Below are 15,829 nucleotides of genomic sequence, written 5' to 3'. Positions count from 1 at the left end.
ACGGGCAGTCTACCCCTGAGTCATTTCCAAAAGGTTGGCAAGTTGCTCATACCCGTCAGAAAGTGATGTCGCTTCGTCTTTTCCCTGATTCAGGAATTCGTCGATCATGTCGAACCTGTAGATGGCTTCGTCCACGGTCGGGTCGGATCCCTTCCGGTATGCGCCCAGCCGGATCAATTCTTCCATGTCCGTATAGGTCGACAGAAGCTGTCGGGCCCTGCGCAGAACCGGGAGCTGCTCCGGCGGCACGCAGCGCGGCATGGTTCGTGACACGGATTTCAGCACATTGATTGCCGGATACCGGCCACGCTCGGCAATGCCGCGTTCCATCACCACGTGGCCATCGAGAATACCGCGCACCGCGTCGGCCACAGGCTCGTTGTGATTGTCACCCTCCACAAGAACGGTGAAAAGGCCGGTGATCGATCCGCTGTTCTCCTTGCCGGGACCTGCCCGTTCCAGAAGTCGCGGCAATTCAGTGAAGACCGTCGGCGTATAGCCCTTGGAGGTCGGCGGCTCGCCGATCGACAAGCCGATTTCGCGCTGTGCCATGGCGAATCGCGTTACCGAGTCCATCATGCACAGCACGTTCTTGCCTTCATCGCGGAAATGTTCGGCAACAGTCATGGTCAGATAGGCGGCCTGCCGCCGCATCAGAACGCTTTCATCTGAAGTCGCGACCACGACCACGGAGCGCTCCAGCCCCGAATCGCCCAGATCGTCCTCGATGAACTCCTGAACCTCTCGACCGCGTTCGCCGATAAGGCCGATGACCGCGACATCACATTTTGTATTGCGCGCCAGCATGGACATCAGCACGGACTTGCCGACGCCGGAGCCGGCAAAAATGCCCATTCGCTGCCCCTCGCAACAGGTTACGAATGTATTAAGCGCGCGAACGCCGAGATCCAGGGGCGGTCCAACTCGTTTACGTTCGGAGGCCGGCGGAGGCGAACTTCGCAATTTGCGAGGCACTCCGCCATGAACAAGACTTCCTTTACCATCAATCGGTTCACCAAGTGCGTTAATCACTCGGCCAAGCCAGGCATTTGCCGGATGAACCACGCTGTCACGCGACTGAATCACGGCTTTGCAACCCATTCGCACGCCTTCGAGCCCGGAAAAAGGCATGCAAAGTGCGTGTCCTTCACGAAAACCCACAACCTCTGCGGGCACTTTCGGGTTATCCTCACCGTTGTCGATCAACAATCTCGAGCCGACACTCATTTCGTGAATAGGGCCCGCAATCTCGACGAGAAGTCCCTGAACCGCAGTCACCCGGCCATAAATTTCGGTCGGCATGAGCGAATCAATCTCGGCGAAAAGCGCCTTCACGTAAGATTCCTTCCCTCGTTAACGGTTTTGGTAACCGATCGTTTACGACTCTGGTTAATCTTAACCTTTGGAAGGCTGACAAGCGAGAGCCATTTCGAAGTCAAAACGGCTTTGTTGAAAGGAATCTGAACGGAATCGGTTAGCGCCGGTTCTTAAAGTTCAACATTAAGATTTGTGAATCCGAATTTTTTCTGGGGATTCAATAAGTTGAGTGTTGTTCACAGTTTCCTCTCTCCAGAGCTTGCCGTTACGAATCATATTTTGTTAACCATTAACCGATAGCTTTGAGTCGGGGTTAACATCAGTCCTTCGTAGCAGGCACCGACAGAGCCGTTGCGACTTGCCCAGGAAAGGCAGAACAAGGGGATTGGCATGCGTGTATTGTTGATTGAGGATGACAGCGCCACGGCGCAGAGCATCGAGCTGATGCTGAAGTCCGAGAACTTCAACGTCTACACGACAGATCTTGGCGAGGAAGGCATCGACCTCGGCAAACTGTACGATTACGACATCATTATGTTGGATTTGAACCTGCCGGACATGTCCGGTTACGAGGTTCTCCGGACACTACGCGTTTCCAAGGTCAAGACACCGATCCTGATCCTTTCCGGTAACGCGGGTATCGAAGACAAGGTTCGCGGCCTCGGCTTCGGCGCCGACGATTACATGACCAAGCCGTTCCACAAGGACGAGCTGGTCGCGCGTATCCACGCAATCGTCCGCCGCTCCAAGGGGCACGCACAGTCGGTCATCGTCACTGGCGACCTGAAGGTCAACCTGGACACCAAAACCGTCGAAGTCGGCGGCCAGCGCGTCCATCTGACCGGCAAGGAATACCAGATGCTGGAGCTTCTCTCCCTGCGCAAGGGAACGACGCTCACCAAGGAGATGTTCCTGAACCATCTCTATGGCGGCATGGACGAGCCGGAACTGAAGATCATCGACGTGTTTATCTGTAAGCTTCGCAAGAAGCTGGCAGCTGCAACCTCCGGCAAGAACTACATCGAAACGGTGTGGGGCCGAGGTTACGTTCTGCGCGAGCCGGACGTAGAAGCAGCCGCCTGATCCAGCATCGGACGTTGACGTTTTAAAAGCCCCGGCACTGCCGGGGCTTTTTGTTGTTGAGGGTTGGATGTGACAAGGCTGATCTAGCCCTGGCCACCTGCGCGCTCGGCAAAGGTCAGCACAGCCCCTTCCCCCACCTGCCCGTAATTGACTGATGCCAGCATCTCGCCGGAGCTGTCATGCAGGGTAATCACCCCCTTGCGGTTCGACATCTGCATGTGATGGACCGTTGCCCGCGTCACCGACACCTTCAAAACGGCACCTGCAATCAGAACGACCGCCTCCACCGGTTGCGGCCGGCCCATCCTGTCCCGCAGTTCGTAGCCCGTAAGGTCGATGTCCGCTGCACCGGCATTCCAGATCTCCACCCATTCCGTGCCCTGGTCATCCCCCGGCGGGTTCGGCAGGGCCGAAAGAATGCGAAGCGGACCGTCATTCTGCATTTCAACGGTCCTTGGACGCACGACCACATTGCCAGAATCGTCCGTGCGGGTGCTGCCGTCACCAAGGAACACAGGGTAGAATGAGCGGATGTGTTGTCCCAGCGAGCCATCAGCCGTGGTCTCGTGATACATCACCAGATCGAACTTGCCCTCACCAAGCTGAACACGCTTCTTCTGGTTGGTGAGCAAGCCGTGCAGGCCTTCGTAATAGGCAAGCGTGCCGAGCGCGAATTCGCACGCAGGACTGCTGCCGACAAAAAATCCACCCTTGCTCTTGAAGAGCTCAGCGACAAGATTGCCGGTCATATCCTGGTGGTTCCAGACCATCTGCAGCGTCACGACATGGGGGTTTTCCGGTCCGGGACCTCCGAGATCGTATTTGTAACCAAGGTAGTCGACCCGGTTGTTGAGCTCGTCCAGCGCGAATTTCACCCAGGAGTGATAACCGGAGATTTCACCCTTCTCCGAGGCGGAATTCGCCCCTTTCTTGTATTTGCCCTCGCCGACAAAAACATGCTCGAAGCCGGTGCAGAAGTGGGTCGACTTACCCCGGAAGAAGTTGGTGTAGACCTCGAACCACATCCGGAACAGATCCTGCCGGAAGGTTTCAGCGGTCATGTCCCTGACGAGCTCGGCAGAAATATGCTCGAAGGCGATCTGCATCGGCCGGCTTGCAATCACCAGATCGAGAAACCCTTCGATCTCGTCTCGCTCGGCAGGCGAAATGGTTTCCGGGTCGCGAAAGTGGACCGCATAGTTGTCCAGAAGCCGGATGAAGGTCTGGTACAGATCGCTCGCCGCCATCTTGTCGAAATCGACCCGGGCAAAGAGCGGATTCGCTGCCAAGTCGATCTGGCGGGACCCTTTGGCCTTCACCTGCTCGTCCAGCAGAATGTCGGCCGTCATGTCCGTCCAGTCACCATCCACGTTGCGCGTGCTGACACTGAACCGGTCGGCATCTTCGTTCCAAATGGCCTGATAGATATGGTCTGACATGCGAGCCTCAACCTGAAGTAACGAGAAGAAGGCTTTCACACGTTTATGACATTTTCACTACCAGACGGAAACTCGTAACTGTCCGGCGAAAACAAAAAAGCCGGCGTTGCCGCCGGCCTTTCCGCACTTGCAATGGCAGGATCAGAGCTGCAGCTGGTATGACGCAGGGACATAACGGAAACCGCTGTCGTTGGTCTCCACGTAGCCGACCGCCGGGAACGGCATGTGATAGCCCACGAACGGGATCTTGTCGGCGGCCAGCATACCGAAGACGGTCTTGCGGGTGGCCGCGGCGCCTTCCTTGTCCATGTCGAAGCGCACTTCCCATTCGGGATGCGCCAGCGACCAGACGTAGTGATTGGCCGTATCCGCCGTTATGGCAAGCTGCTTGCCGTCGCTTTCAAGCATGTAGATCATGTGACCGGGGGTATGACCTGCAGCAGCCATCGCGGTGACACCCGTCGTCACGCTGCCGCCGTCATCGAGGAAAGTCATTTTCTCCGCCAAGGGTTTGACGTGGCTCGCCATCAGCTTGGTCACCCCATTGGCTTCCGCATCCATTGCCGCCCAGAAGTCATATTCCTTCTGCCCGGTCACATAGCGGGCATTGGCAAAGGTCGGCGAGCCGCCTTCCATCAGACCGCTGACGTGGTCGGGATGCATGTGCGTCAGCACCACCACGTCAACCTGCTCCGGCGTGTATCCCGCATTTTCCAGCGCGGCGCGCATCTTGCCGCGGCCTGGCCGGGCACCTTCGCCATTGCCGGTGTCGAACAGGATCAGTTCGCTGCCCGTGTTCACCAGCGTTGGCGTGAAACTGATCTGGAAACTGTCGTTGGGCAGGAAATTATCGGCATTGGTCGCAGAAAATGTATCCGCGTCCACATTCATGGCGAAGGTCTTCTGCGGTTCGGTCAGGGAGACCGCACCGTCGTGCAGGGTGGTCACCTCGAACCCGCCTACGGAATAGCGGGCGACGGGTGCCGGCACAGCGGCCTGCTTTTCTGCAGCCGCATGGACAACTGTGGTTCCGGCAAGACTTGCCCCGGCAAGCGCACCACCTGCTCCCAGAAGCGCCGCGCGACGTGTGAGTTCAACTTTTATCTCGGTCATATTCCCACTCCCTGCAATTCCGATTCATGAAAACAGTCCCGCAGTCGAACACCCCGAGTGCCCGGCAGGACGCAAAGCTTACGTTCGTGAAAATGGAATGGATGCAGATGCAGACAAGTGCTGTTCGCCGCCAGCCGGATAAACTTCACGAGAGCGAACGAACAAAATGAATTTCAAAACCTTGCTCACGCGCAACAGACCGCTTTTTTGACGGGATTCCTTCACGGTGCAGCGATTGAAAAAGGCGGCCAGAGGCCGCCTTTGAACTTGATCCGAAATGTCCAAACCGTGCTGAAGGAGGGACGCAGGTTTAACGCTGCAGACCCAGGCCTGCTCCAGCTCCCACGGCCAGGCGCGGCGTTGCTGCCGTGCCGGTCGCGGCCTGTGCAGCCTGTTTCTTCTGGAACAGGCCTCTCTTACCGGGTACCGGCTTGAAGGCATCCGTCAGACCGACCACGGTTTCTGCGGCACCGAGAACGAGATAACCGTCATCCGGCAGGGATTTCGCCAACCGGCCGAGGATTTCCGTCTTGGTTGCCTGATCGAAGTAGATCAGCACGTTGCGGCAGAAAATGATGTCGAACTCGCCCAGATGGGTGAAGCTTTCCAGCAGGTTCAGCTTCTTCCATTCGATCATGGCGCGCATGCCGGCATTGATCTGCCACATGTCACCCTTCTGCTCGAAGTATTTCAGCAGCATCTGGATCGGCAGACCACGCTGAACCTCGAACTGGCTGTAGAGGCCGGTCTTGGCCTTTTCCAGCACTTCGTTGGAGAGGTCCGTACCCAGGATCCGGGTGCGCCAGCCAGCCATCTTGGCCGCATCTTCCTTCAGGCAGATGCCCAGGGAATAAGGCTCCTGTCCGGTCGAGGCCGCCGCACACCAGATCTTGATCTGCTTGCGTGTCGCGCGGCTTTCCAGCAGCGCCGGCAGCATCGTGTCCTTGAAGTGCTCGAACGGTGTCTTGTCGCGAAAGAAGAACGACTCGTTGGTCGTCATCGCCTCGACGACGTCCGTTTCCAGCGCTCTGTTGGTGCCGCGCTGAAGCTGCTGGATCACCGCACTGAGCGTTTCCAGCTTGGAGCTGCGTGCAATCGGCAGAAGACGGCTTTCGACCAGGTATTGCTTGTCGTTCGACAGAACCAGGCCGGAGCGTGTCTTCAGGAAGTTTTTCAGAAACTCGAACTCGCTCGGGGTCATCTCGTGTTCCCCTTCAGAACGCGCGAGATCTTCGGGCCGATCTCCTTCAAGGGTAGAATTTCGCTGCAGACGCCCGTTTGTGCAGCTGCGCCCGGCATGCCCCAGACCACGCTTGTGGCTTCGTCCTGCGTGATCACGCTGCCGCCGCCTGCTGCAATGGTCTTGACGCCTTCAGCGCCGTCATGACCCATACCGGTCAGGATGACACCCAGGCTTGCCGAACCGAATACCTTCGCAACGCTGTCGAACAGGGGATCGACGGCAGGCTTGCAGAAATTCACGGGAGGACCGTCGGTCAGCCGGATCTTGGCAACGCCGCCGTCCTTTTCCACGATCATGTGCTTGCCGCCAGGCGCGACATAGATATTGCCGGGTTTCAGCACTTCGCCATCTTCGCCTTCCTTGGACGGACGCAGGGCAGCCTTGCCCATATGCTCGGCCAGAATGGCAGTGAAGGTTGGCGGCATATGCTGGGTGATGACCACCGGCACATCATTCATGGCCGTACCGACTTCGCGCATGACTTCCTGCAGCGCCTGCGGACCGCCCGTCGAGGAACCGATCGCAAGGATGCGCGGACGCGCGGAAGAGTACGGGCGTGTCTGGTACTTCACTGCACCGGCAGCAGCTCCCGCCGGTTGAGCAGCTCCGCGAAAGGTCGCCCGTGTATCCGTTGCCGGACGCGCAGAAATCGGTCTGACCGGCTGCGCGGTGCGGCCTGCGCTGGTTTCTGCACGCATGGTGCGCGCAGGACCGCGCATGCGCAATGCACGTGCCCCAAGAGCCTTGACCTTCTCGATCAGCTCACGGCGAAAATCGATGGACGTCGTGACCTCGGAAGTCGATTCCGGCTTCGGCACGTAGTCGGCCGCGCCCAGAGACAGGGCCTTCAAGCTGATTTCCGCGTTGCGGCGGGTCAGTGTCGAAGCCATGATCACGACGAGATCGCGCTTCTTCGCCAGCATGAGCGGCAAGGCCGTCATGCCGTCCATTTCCGGCATCTCGATGTCGAGAACGACGACGTCGGGATTGCTTTTTTCGATATCTTCTACAGCAAGCTTGCCGTTGCGATGCGAGCTGACGACTTTCAGACTTTTGTCTTCACCGAGCCAGCGTGTCAGGAGTCCGCGGATGACGACAGCGTCATCTACGACCATGACTTTGATGGGGTCGCTGCCCGGACTCGTGCCCGCAGTTATGCTTCTTTGCGCAAACGCCATTTAGACTGCCCAACTCGAAACTAGATAAGACCGACTTCCTGAAACTTGGCTTCCACGATTTCGCGGTCAAACGGTTTCATGATGTACTCGTTTGCACCGGCGCGGATGGCGCGGGCGATGTGAGCAACATCGTTTTCGGTCGTGCAGAATACGACGATCGGGTTTTCTCCGCCTTCTTCCGCACGCAGGCTGGTCAGGAACTCAAGTCCGTCCATGACGGGCATGTTCCAGTCCAGCAGGATCGCGTCCGGCATGGTCTTGCGGCATTCGTCAAGCGCCTTCTGGCCGTCTTCCGCTTCCGTAATCTCGAAATTCATATCCTCGAGAATGCGGCGAGCCACCTTCCGGATGACGCTTGAGTCATCTACTACGAGGCACTGTTTCATCAGGCGTAACTCCACTCAATGGCCATTGCGGCCCAGTTATGCTGCAGCCATGGGTTCGGTGAACATCGCACCAAGCAGACGGTCGACATCCAGAATGACCATCAGGCGGCCGTCCAGACGATGGACGCCTCCGGAGATCTCGGCCCAACGGCGATCCAGGTTCGACGGGTTGGGCTCTGCAGATGCGGACGGCAGCGTCAGCACCTCACCAACCGTGTCGATGACAAGGCCGTAGCTTTCCTGCTTGTACTCGATGCCCACGGCCATCATCTGCCCTTCCTTCAGCGGAGGCAAGTGAAGGCGGCGGCGCATGTTGATTGCAGTGACGATGCGTCCACGCAGGTTCAGGACACCCTGAACCTCGGGTGCGGACATCGGCACGCGAGTTACGCTTTCCGGCACGAACACGTCGTGAACCTGGGAAATGGGCAGGCCGAACAGCTGGCCGCCGATGACCACGGTCACATACTGGATCATGTCACTTGCGGCTTTTTGCTCCGCGGTCAGTTTGTGTTCCAGCACACTCATGCTGCAGCTCCCATTTCACCGGAGAAGACGTCTTTCAGGGCGGCGATCAGGCCCGGACGGTCGAATTTGGCGACATAATCGTCAAAGCCCGCCTGGCGGCCGCGTTCGATCGAGGCCGGCGTCACCATGGACGACAGGGCCAGGATCGGGATGTTGCGGAACCGGGGATCGCGGCGCAGCGATTCACAGAACTCGAAGCCGTTGATTTCCGGCATTTCGATGTCACTGACGATCGCATGGAACTTGTCGCCGTTTTCCAGAAGTTCGAATGCCTGATGCGGACCGGTACAGGTGGTCACATCGTAGCCGGCAGCCTTCAGAACCGGTGTCAGCATGTTGCGGAAGAAGGACGAGTCATCCACGAAGAGAACCTTCTTCGTCAGCGCCTCGATGTCCATTTCCTTGCGCATGAACCAGTCTTCAAAGGCCTGCGGCAGATAGTAGCCGAGGTCGATGATCTCGGTCGCACGTTCTTTCACCACGGCAGAGCCGAGGATGCCTGGACGTTCCGAACCGACTTCGATGTTCATGCGGTCCTCGACGATGTCGACGATCTCGTCGACCACGAGGCCCATGGAGCGTCCCGCATCGGAGAACACCAGCATCGGCTGCGTGCCTTCCGACTTGTGACTGTCGCCTTCGTTCAGATAGACGAGCGGCATGAGCGCACCGCGGTACTGGACCAGATCGCGGCCGTTCGACCGTTCGATCTTGGAGACCTCGAACTCCTCCAGACGCGTGACCAGAGACAGCGGCACGGCTTTCGGTTCCGGCGCACCGGCACGGAACAGCAGAAGCGAGATCGAGCTCTGTCCGGAAATCGCGCGGCTCTGCAGGTCTTCCCGTTCGTCTTCCTGGTTCTCTGTGACCGCGCTGGATGCATGGCTTGCCATGGCACCGGCGATGCCGTTCGGATCGATGATCATGATCACGGAACCGTCGCCCAGGATGGTGTTGCCGGAGAACATGCCGAGGTTGCGCAGCATCGTCGACATCGGCTTGACCACGATTTCCTCCGTATGGAAGACACCGTCGACCACCACGCCGAATGTCTGGCTACCGACCTGCATGACAACGATGAAGCCGTTGTCCGCATCAATCGCCTCGTCCGCGTTTTCGCCCTCATAGATACCGAGGAGCTGGGACAGGTGCACCAGCGGCAGCAGCTTGTTGCGCAAGCGCAGGACCGGGGTGTCCTTGATCCGCTCTATACGGTGTTCCGAATTGGTCTGCACGCGGACCAGTTCGACAACGGAAAGCTGCGGGATGGCGAACCGGTCGCCGCCGGCTTCGACGATCAGCGTCGAAACAATGGCAAGCGTCAGCGGGATCTTGATGATGAAGCTCGAGCCCTTGCCCTGGGTAGAGCGCAGGTCGACAGTACCGCCGATCAGTTCGATGTTGTTGCGAACGACATCCATGCCGACGCCGCGGCCGGATACGCTCGTGACCTTTGCGGCCGTGGAGAACCCGGCTGCGAAGATGAACTTGTGGATCTGGGCGTCCGTCATCTTGTCGACTTCGGCTTCCGACGCCAGGCCGCGTTCCACGACCTTCGCCTTCACCTTGTCGACGTCGATGCCCTTACCGTCATCGCGAACTTCGATGATGATGTGGCCGCCTTCATGGTAAGCCGCCAGGGTAATGGTACCCTTTTCAGGCTTGCCAGCGGAGCGGCGCTCATCCGGGCGCTCAAGACCATGGTCGGCCGAGTTGCGGACCATGTGCGTGAGCGGGTCCTTGATCATCTCGAGAACCTGGCGGTCCAGTTCGGTATCCGCACCGATCATTTCCAGTTCGATCGGCTTTTCAAGTTCCTGGCTGAGATCGCGAACGATGCGCGGCAGTTTCTGCCAGGCATTGCCGATCGGCTGCATGCGCGTCGCCATGACGCCTTCCTGCAGTTCGGCAGTTACATTCGACAGACGCTGCAGCGGCACCTTGAATTCGCTGTCTTCATGGCGGCGTACGATTTCCAGAAGCTGGTTCCGGGTCAGCACCAGTTCGGACACCATGGTCATCAGGTGCTCGAGCGTGTCGACCGCAACGCGGATGCTCTGGTTGGAAACACCGCCACCGGAGGATTTCTTCTCGCCGCCTTCGCCGCCAGCCTTTTTCGCCGGGGCTTTCGCAGCCGCCTTGGCTTCTGCCTTGACCGCAACGGGAGCAGGCTCTGGCTCATCGGCTTCGTCGACGATCTCTTCGAGTTCCGGAACTTCCGGCTCGGCGACTTCGACTTCAACTTCGGTTTCGCGGAACGCGCGCTCCAACTCGTCCAGCGACACTTCGCCAGGACGGAGCGGACGTTCAAGAGCTTGCTCGGCGGCAGCTTCTTCGGCAGGCGCTTCAGGCTCAGCCGCAACGGCTTCAGCCACAGGCGCCTCCGTGACGGCTGCGCCACCCTTCATGGCAGCATCAGCTTTCGCGGACATCTCTTCCAGCTGGCCGATCAGCTCACTGTCGTCGCCTTGCGGCTCTTCGCCTTCGGCAGCTTCCAGTTCACCCAGAATGTCCTTGATCTGATCGATCGAGGTCAGAATGAGGGAAACGGCCTCTTGCGTGACAGGAGCGCCATCGCGGAACTTGCCCATGAGGGTTTCAGCCGCATGCGCGATACCTTCAAGACGGGGAAGACCCAGGAAGCCACAGGTGCCCTTGATCGTGTGCACCAGGCGGAAAATATTATCTAGGATAGTCGCGTTGTTCGGTTCCTGCTCGAATTTTACGAGCTCAACGTCAACAACATCGAGACTTTCGTTTGTCTCGGTAATGAATTCCCTGAGGAGGTCGTCCATGGCCTGCTCTCACCCGACTTGTTACTGGTTCCGCATCCCAAAAGGGACGTCTGGACCGAGAAGTCCATGAGAGCTAGGTTGACGGCAAACAGTTAAGATACGCTGAAGCGGATGGAGACTTTTGAAGGCCTTGTTTATTCTGCCAAGAGGGCCGTTATTTTTACCAACTCTTCTTGTTTATCTATCGTTAATACCATGCCGCATTCACGGGCGAGCAGCAACGTGTAGATCGGCTGAACCGAGTGCGCATCGACCCGTTCAGGCTCTTCTCCGCTCAGAGTTTCCTTCATTCCGAGCGGAATGCGCGGATTGAGACCGCTGGCCTGAAGCGTGAAGGACGGAGATTGTGGATCGCCTTCCATTTCAACCTTAATTTCTCCACCGCGCGGAACGCACTGGTTCGCGATGAGGATCAAGTTGAGAAGTAGTTTTACGTAATTCTTCGGCATCAGGTGCCGGGTCAATTGCCAATTTAGATCGGATTTTTCGTTTTCCATGAACCCGGTGGCAACGACCTGAGCATCTCCCAGGTCGATCTCCGCGCCTGCCGAGCCTGCAGCGCCAAAGGCAAGACGGGCGAACTGCAGTTTTGCAGATGCCTGGCGCGCGCTCTTGCGGATGAGGTCCATGGCGAATTCGCGCATGTCCTCTGACCCCTCCTCGTCCAGCACTTCCAACCCGTTGGTTATCGCCCCGACGGGAGAAATGATGTCGTGGCAGACGCGGCTGGCCACCAGGGCGGCAAGATCAAGAGAGGAAAGCTCTTTTAGTGCAGACATGGCGTTTTGAGGCTCTTCTTGAGGAGGCGGCGGAAACTGATTCGATATTGTGGCTGCAAGAGTTACACATCCGCACAGCGGCTGCCAAGGCAGCGACGGGCAGCAAACCATGTCATCCAGATGAAAGTTTGCCCCGAAATCCGCCTTTTCCGGCGTCCGGGAGCAGTTTAACCGGGTAACCACCTACCGCATCGGCACGCAGCCGACCCGTTCGGCATTGTCGTGGGCCGCCGTCATCAGCTGGCTGCCGTTGACGACGAACAGGAACCGGTTGACCACCGAATGGAAAAAGACCAGTCGTCCGTCGACAATGGCATAGATGAACGGATTGCCGGCCGTGCCAAAGCCCTCGGACAGCGCGTACCCGCCGCAGGCGGCAAAAAGCGGTGCATAGGCTTCAGGATCCCGCTTGAAGGCGGCAAGATTGCCTTCATTGACGAAGATCCATTCCGTGCCACCCCATTTGTGCACATGGTTCCGCTTTCCCTTGCGCGGGTAACCATCGACGAAATAGCTCACCGGGTCATGTCCGCCGAGCGCGTATCCCGTGATCGGATCGGGAACGAAAACCTGGGGACGCGCGAAGACTTTCCCCGCAAAAAGACAGGAGAGCAGGATCAATACAGCACAAAGACATAACCTTGTCTTTTTTTGAGGCCAGCTTTCCATTGATTCGGCTTATGTAAGGTGCACCATCTCATGCGAATCAGCATGATATTGCATCAGTTTAACATTGCGGTCTGACCGAGCGGCAACAATCGGCGCGGCCAACAGATTTTGGGAGAATATCGAATGGCACAAAGTTCCCGGCGAGTTGTATCCCTGATATCGGCTGCGTTCCTGGCCTTGTGTGCATTTGCGTTTTCCAACCCGGCGTACTCCCAGAATTCCGGCAACGAGCCCATTCCGTCTGGACAAACCTACGACCAGGACGAAATCCTGCAGGCAGGTCACCAGTTCTTCGGCTCTGTTTCGGGTGGGCTTGCATCAGTCGTCGAGAAGGCCTTTTCCAGCTACGGCGAACCGAACGGTTACGTGCTCGGGGAAGAAGGCTCCGGAGCGCTTATCGCCGGCGCGCGCTATGGCGAAGGCAACCTCTACACACGCAACGCCGGCACTCACAAGCTATTCTGGCAAGGCCCGTCCGTGGGCTGGGACTTTGGCGCGGATGGTGCCCGGGTGATGATGCTGGTCTATAATCTGCCCACCGTGAACTCCCTCTACACCCGCTTTGCCGGTGTCAACGGATCGGCCTACCTGGTCGGCGGGGTCGGCATGACCGTGCTCTTGAACAACGAAATCGTGCTGGTGCCTGTGCGCGCCGGTGTCGGCGCCCGTCTCGGGCTGAACATGGGATACCTGAAGTTCACCGACAAGCCGACCTGGAACCCGTTCTGATCGGACCGGAAAGGCGGCTGTCGCAACCTGGCGACGAAGACGGGTTGCATTCGTTCCACGCAGGACACTTGGCGGCAGGCCTACTGTCGTCTAATGATGGAGTTGTGGGCGTTTTTTAGAACGTAACCGGGAGCCGGACTTGATTGAAGCAGCGATGTATGTGGCGCTGGGGTTTTGCACCGCCGGCCTGATCGGACTGGCAATCCTGCCCGCATTTTACCGCCGGGCCGCCCGACTGACCGAAGAAGCCCTGCGCGCCGTCAATCCGACCAGTTACGCTGAAGTCCGCGCTGCGCAGGACCAGGAACGCGCGCGCCATGCGGTCGAATTGCGCCGTGTCGAGAAGCGTCTCGACAACGAGCGTGAGAAGGCTGCGAAGTTTCAGCTCGAAACCACGCGGATGCGGGCGGAAGTTGAAGCGCTGACGAAATCTCACAAGCAAACGATTTCCGGCCTGGAAGCCAAGGTCGCCGCCCAGGCAAGTGATCAGCACGCTGTCGACATGCTGTCGTCCGAAGTGACCTCCCTGAAAAAGAAGCTGTCGGAAGCCGAACGGGCTCTTGCGGAAAGCTGGACAAAAGGCCCCGAAGACACGCCTGCCGAGGCGAAGCCGGAAGAACCCGCAGAAGACGACAGCGGCTGGCTGCCGGCGTCCGGCACCATGGCACTTGCGACAATCACCGGACTTGAAGCGGAAGTTGCCACTTTGAAGGCCAAGCTGGCCCGGTATGAGCCGACAGTTGCAGGCCAGATGGATGCTGCCCGCAGCGAAACCGCCAAGACGAGGCTCGCCGAACTGGAAGCCCAATTGGTTGACACCGAATCCAACTATGTGTCCGCACAGGCTGAAGTCACCCGCCTGTCGCTGATGCTGGACGCAGCCAGGCTTCCGGAAAACGAGCGCCAGAAACATCTTGATGCCGAGCTGGAAAAGCTTTCCGGCGAAGCCGCCCGCTACCAGGCCGACGCTGCTGAAAAAGACCGTGCGCTTCAGCGGATCACCGCCCAGATGGCAAAGTTGCAGAAGGACCTGTCCTCGGTTCCTGCTCTTGTGGATCTGCGCCGCGATTTCCGCGCCCTAGCCGAAAAGCTGACCGGTCAGGCGTCTTCAGCCGTCAATGCTTCTGCCGCAGGCGCTCCCGCAAAGCCGGCACCGCCTTTCGTCCCGGTTTCTCTTCAGACCAAGGACAGCCTGCCGGAAGATCGCAACCGGCCTGAGGCATCCTCCAAGGAAAATCTGCAGGCAGACGCGGACCAGGGCGCGACACAAGCTCAATCAAGATCCGGCGATATCGCCAACGCGGCTGAAGCGCTGGTAAGCAGGATCGTTGCCTCCAGCCGGAACAAGCCAAAGCCGGAGGCGGAAACAACGCCGGCAAGCACCGGCGCCGCGCAAGACAGCGACCGGAAAACGAAAGCCACGAAACAAAAAAAGAAAGATGTGGCTTGATCTGAGCAGGTCGCTCCGGTCATCTAGTCCGATGGACATTCGTCCGAATATTGAACGAACCTGACGCGCTGTTGCTCCTCGCCCGCATTTCCGTTTGCAGATGCAGGAACGCAGCCAGCCCGTCATGCACAGGATGAGTCTGCCGTACATGTTGATCGAACGCCACAACGCCATTCTCGAACTCGCACGGCAGATGGGCCGCGTCAGCGTCGACGATCTCGCCCGGCGGTTTGATGTCAGCCCGCAGACGATCCGCAAGGATCTCAACGAGCTTTGCGACCGGCGCCTGCTGGCGCGCACTCATGGCGGGGCCCTGCTGTCGTCCGGCATCGAAAATGTCGGCTACGAGGCCCGCAGGATCATCTCCAGCAGGGAAAAGGCAGACATCGGCGAGAAGGTTGCCTCGCTCATTCCCGACAACGCGTCCATCTTCATCAACATCGGCACCACCACGGAAGCCGTCGCACAGGCGCTGCTCCAGCATCGCGGCCTGATGGTGATCACCAACAACATCAACGTCGCCAGCCTGATGCGCGGCTATTCCCAGATCGAGGTGGTGATTGCCGGTGGCGTGTTGCGCCATTCCGACGGCGGCATTGTCGGCGAGGCCGCGGTGGACTTCATGCGCCAGTTCAAGGTCGATTTTGCCGTCATCGGCGCTTCCGCGATCGATCCTGACGGCTCCCTGCTCGATTACGACTACCGGGAAGTGAAAGTCACCAAGACCATCATGGACAACGCCAGGCACGTCATTCTGGCCGCCGACAGCACCAAGTTCGAGCGCACTGCACCGGTCCGTGTCGGACACCTGCGACAGGTCACTACTTTCGTAACGGATTATTGCCCCTCGCCAGACTTCGCGCAGATTGCGCAAGACGCGGAAGTCGAACTGATCGAGACCGGCCAGCAAGAAGACAGCACCGCCGGCTGATCGAACACAGCACTCCGAGTAACCGGTGCACAAACGGGTGGAGAACCCTGTGCGCAGGATGTGGATATGCTGTTTGTGCCTTGGGGAGAAATGGCACGCCCAACGGGACTCGAACCCGTGTTTCCGCCGTGAAAGGGCGGCGTCCTAGACCGCTAGACGATGGGCGCGCGGGGCTTGAGAAGCTCAGTG

Annotated in this window: 14 protein-coding genes and 1 tRNA gene; 4 read left to right on the top strand and 11 right to left on the bottom strand. The window is 58.6% G+C overall.

Translation table 11 applies throughout. The features are described 5' to 3' along the window. Positions 1-9: 9 nt before the first annotated feature. Positions 10-1,335, bottom strand: a complete 1,326-nt coding sequence (gene fliI, locus ACYQ6M_RS01105; protein WP_031270495.1) for a flagellar protein export ATPase FliI — start codon at positions 1,333-1,335, stop codon at positions 10-12. Positions 1,336-1,707: 372 nt separating this feature from the next. On the opposite strand from fliI, the gene ctrA reads away from it, so the two are divergent. Beyond that, the gene (ctrA, locus tag ACYQ6M_RS01100) at positions 1,708-2,400 is read left to right on the top strand and encodes a response regulator transcription factor CtrA (RefSeq protein WP_031270498.1); all 693 of its coding nucleotides are present in this window, start codon (positions 1,708-1,710) and stop codon (positions 2,398-2,400) included. Between the two features lie 83 nt (positions 2,401-2,483). Here the strand turns inward: ctrA and ACYQ6M_RS01095 are convergent, their stop codons facing one another. The 9 genes from ACYQ6M_RS01095 to ACYQ6M_RS01055 all read right to left on the bottom strand — a co-directional run bounded on the left by ACYQ6M_RS01095 (position 2,484) and on the right by ACYQ6M_RS01055 (position 12,482). Continuing rightward, positions 2,484-3,839 carry a lamin tail domain-containing protein gene (locus ACYQ6M_RS01095; RefSeq protein WP_460071632.1) on the bottom strand — a complete coding sequence of 452 codons (1,356 nt, stop codon included), beginning with the start codon at positions 3,837-3,839 and terminating at the stop codon, positions 2,484-2,486. Positions 3,840-3,980: 141 nt separating this feature from the next. Then, complete coding sequence (locus tag ACYQ6M_RS01090) at positions 3,981-4,952, bottom strand: MBL fold metallo-hydrolase (RefSeq protein ID WP_152505531.1); 972 nt, start codon at positions 4,950-4,952, stop codon at positions 3,981-3,983. 310 nt (positions 4,953-5,262) lie between these two features. Next, the gene (locus ACYQ6M_RS01085) at positions 5,263-6,153 is read right to left on the bottom strand and encodes a CheR family methyltransferase (RefSeq protein ID WP_023003408.1); all 891 of its coding nucleotides are present in this window, start codon (positions 6,151-6,153) and stop codon (positions 5,263-5,265) included. Continuing rightward, complete coding sequence (locus ACYQ6M_RS01080) at positions 6,150-7,373, bottom strand: protein-glutamate methylesterase/protein-glutamine glutaminase (RefSeq protein ID WP_023003409.1); 1,224 nt, start codon at positions 7,371-7,373, stop codon at positions 6,150-6,152. The genes ACYQ6M_RS01085 and ACYQ6M_RS01080 overlap by 4 nt, the downstream gene beginning before the upstream one ends. Before the next feature lie 20 nt (positions 7,374-7,393). Continuing rightward, complete coding sequence (locus tag ACYQ6M_RS01075; protein ID WP_031270504.1) at positions 7,394-7,759, bottom strand: response regulator; 366 nt, start codon at positions 7,757-7,759, stop codon at positions 7,394-7,396. A gap of 36 nt (positions 7,760-7,795) precedes the next feature. Continuing rightward, the gene (locus ACYQ6M_RS01070; RefSeq protein WP_023003411.1) at positions 7,796-8,287 is read right to left on the bottom strand and encodes a chemotaxis protein CheW; all 492 of its coding nucleotides are present in this window, start codon (positions 8,285-8,287) and stop codon (positions 7,796-7,798) included. Then, complete coding sequence (locus tag ACYQ6M_RS01065) at positions 8,284-11,082, bottom strand: hybrid sensor histidine kinase/response regulator (protein ID WP_055661212.1); 2,799 nt, start codon at positions 11,080-11,082, stop codon at positions 8,284-8,286. Before ACYQ6M_RS01065 ends, ACYQ6M_RS01070 begins: the two co-directional genes overlap by 4 nt. A 134-nt stretch (positions 11,083-11,216) precedes the next feature. After that, positions 11,217-11,861, bottom strand: a complete 645-nt coding sequence (gene chpT, locus ACYQ6M_RS01060) for a histidine phosphotransferase ChpT (protein ID WP_023003413.1) — start codon at positions 11,859-11,861, stop codon at positions 11,217-11,219. A 183-nt stretch (positions 11,862-12,044) separates the two neighbouring features. Next, entirely contained in the window at positions 12,045-12,482 is a 438-nt protein-coding gene (locus ACYQ6M_RS01055; RefSeq protein WP_370200051.1) for a YHS domain-containing (seleno)protein, read from the bottom strand. A 171-nt stretch (positions 12,483-12,653) separates the two neighbouring features. Here ACYQ6M_RS01055 and ACYQ6M_RS01050 point away from each other — a divergent pair, with 171 nt between their 5' ends. From ACYQ6M_RS01050 to ACYQ6M_RS01040, 3 genes are all read left to right on the top strand, one after another. Next, positions 12,654-13,259, top strand: a complete 606-nt coding sequence (locus tag ACYQ6M_RS01050; RefSeq protein WP_023003415.1) for a DUF1134 domain-containing protein — start codon at positions 12,654-12,656, stop codon at positions 13,257-13,259. 139 nt (positions 13,260-13,398) lie between these two features. Further along, positions 13,399-14,709 carry a hypothetical protein gene (locus ACYQ6M_RS01045; protein WP_460071626.1) on the top strand — a complete coding sequence of 437 codons (1,311 nt, stop codon included), beginning with the start codon at positions 13,399-13,401 and terminating at the stop codon, positions 14,707-14,709. Positions 14,710-14,857: 148 nt separating this feature from the next. Beyond that, a complete protein-coding gene (locus tag ACYQ6M_RS01040) occupies positions 14,858-15,640 on the top strand; it encodes a DeoR/GlpR family DNA-binding transcription regulator (protein WP_055661274.1) in 783 nt (260 codons plus the stop codon). 91 nt (positions 15,641-15,731) lie between these two features. Here ACYQ6M_RS01040 and ACYQ6M_RS01035 read toward each other — a convergent pair. Next, positions 15,732-15,807 (bottom strand) — tRNA-Glu (locus tag ACYQ6M_RS01035). Between the last annotated feature and the right edge of the window lie 22 nt (positions 15,808-15,829).

Source organism: Roseibium sp. ROS1 (assembly GCF_054658215.1).
This window is presented reverse-complemented; position numbering and strand designations above follow the sequence as displayed.

What these genes read in the sequence shown, in the direction of transcription:
- ACYQ6M_RS01080 (WP_023003409.1), bottom strand. Translation starts at nt 7,373, where the DNA reads ATGGCGTTTGCGCAAAGAAGCATAACTGCGGGCACGAGTCCGGGCAGC.
- ACYQ6M_RS01075 (WP_031270504.1), bottom strand. Translation starts at nt 7,759, where the DNA reads ATGAAACAGTGCCTCGTAGTAGATGACTCAAGCGTCATCCGGAAGGTG.
- ACYQ6M_RS01040 (WP_055661274.1), top strand. Translation starts at nt 14,858, where the DNA reads ATGTTGATCGAACGCCACAACGCCATTCTCGAACTCGCACGGCAGATG.
- ACYQ6M_RS01070 (WP_023003411.1), bottom strand. Translation starts at nt 8,287, where the DNA reads ATGAGTGTGCTGGAACACAAACTGACCGCGGAGCAAAAAGCCGCAAGT.
- ACYQ6M_RS01065 (WP_055661212.1), bottom strand. Translation starts at nt 11,082, where the DNA reads ATGGACGACCTCCTCAGGGAATTCATTACCGAGACAAACGAAAGTCTC.
- ACYQ6M_RS01085 (WP_023003408.1), bottom strand. Translation starts at nt 6,153, where the DNA reads ATGACCCCGAGCGAGTTCGAGTTTCTGAAAAACTTCCTGAAGACACGC.
- ACYQ6M_RS01095 (WP_460071632.1), bottom strand. Translation starts at nt 3,839, where the DNA reads ATGTCAGACCATATCTATCAGGCCATTTGGAACGAAGATGCCGACCGG.
- ACYQ6M_RS01090 (WP_152505531.1), bottom strand. Translation starts at nt 4,952, where the DNA reads ATGACCGAGATAAAAGTTGAACTCACACGTCGCGCGGCGCTTCTGGGA.
- ctrA (WP_031270498.1), top strand. Translation starts at nt 1,708, where the DNA reads ATGCGTGTATTGTTGATTGAGGATGACAGCGCCACGGCGCAGAGCATC.
- chpT (WP_023003413.1), bottom strand. Translation starts at nt 11,861, where the DNA reads ATGTCTGCACTAAAAGAGCTTTCCTCTCTTGATCTTGCCGCCCTGGTG.
- ACYQ6M_RS01050 (WP_023003415.1), top strand. Translation starts at nt 12,654, where the DNA reads ATGGCACAAAGTTCCCGGCGAGTTGTATCCCTGATATCGGCTGCGTTC.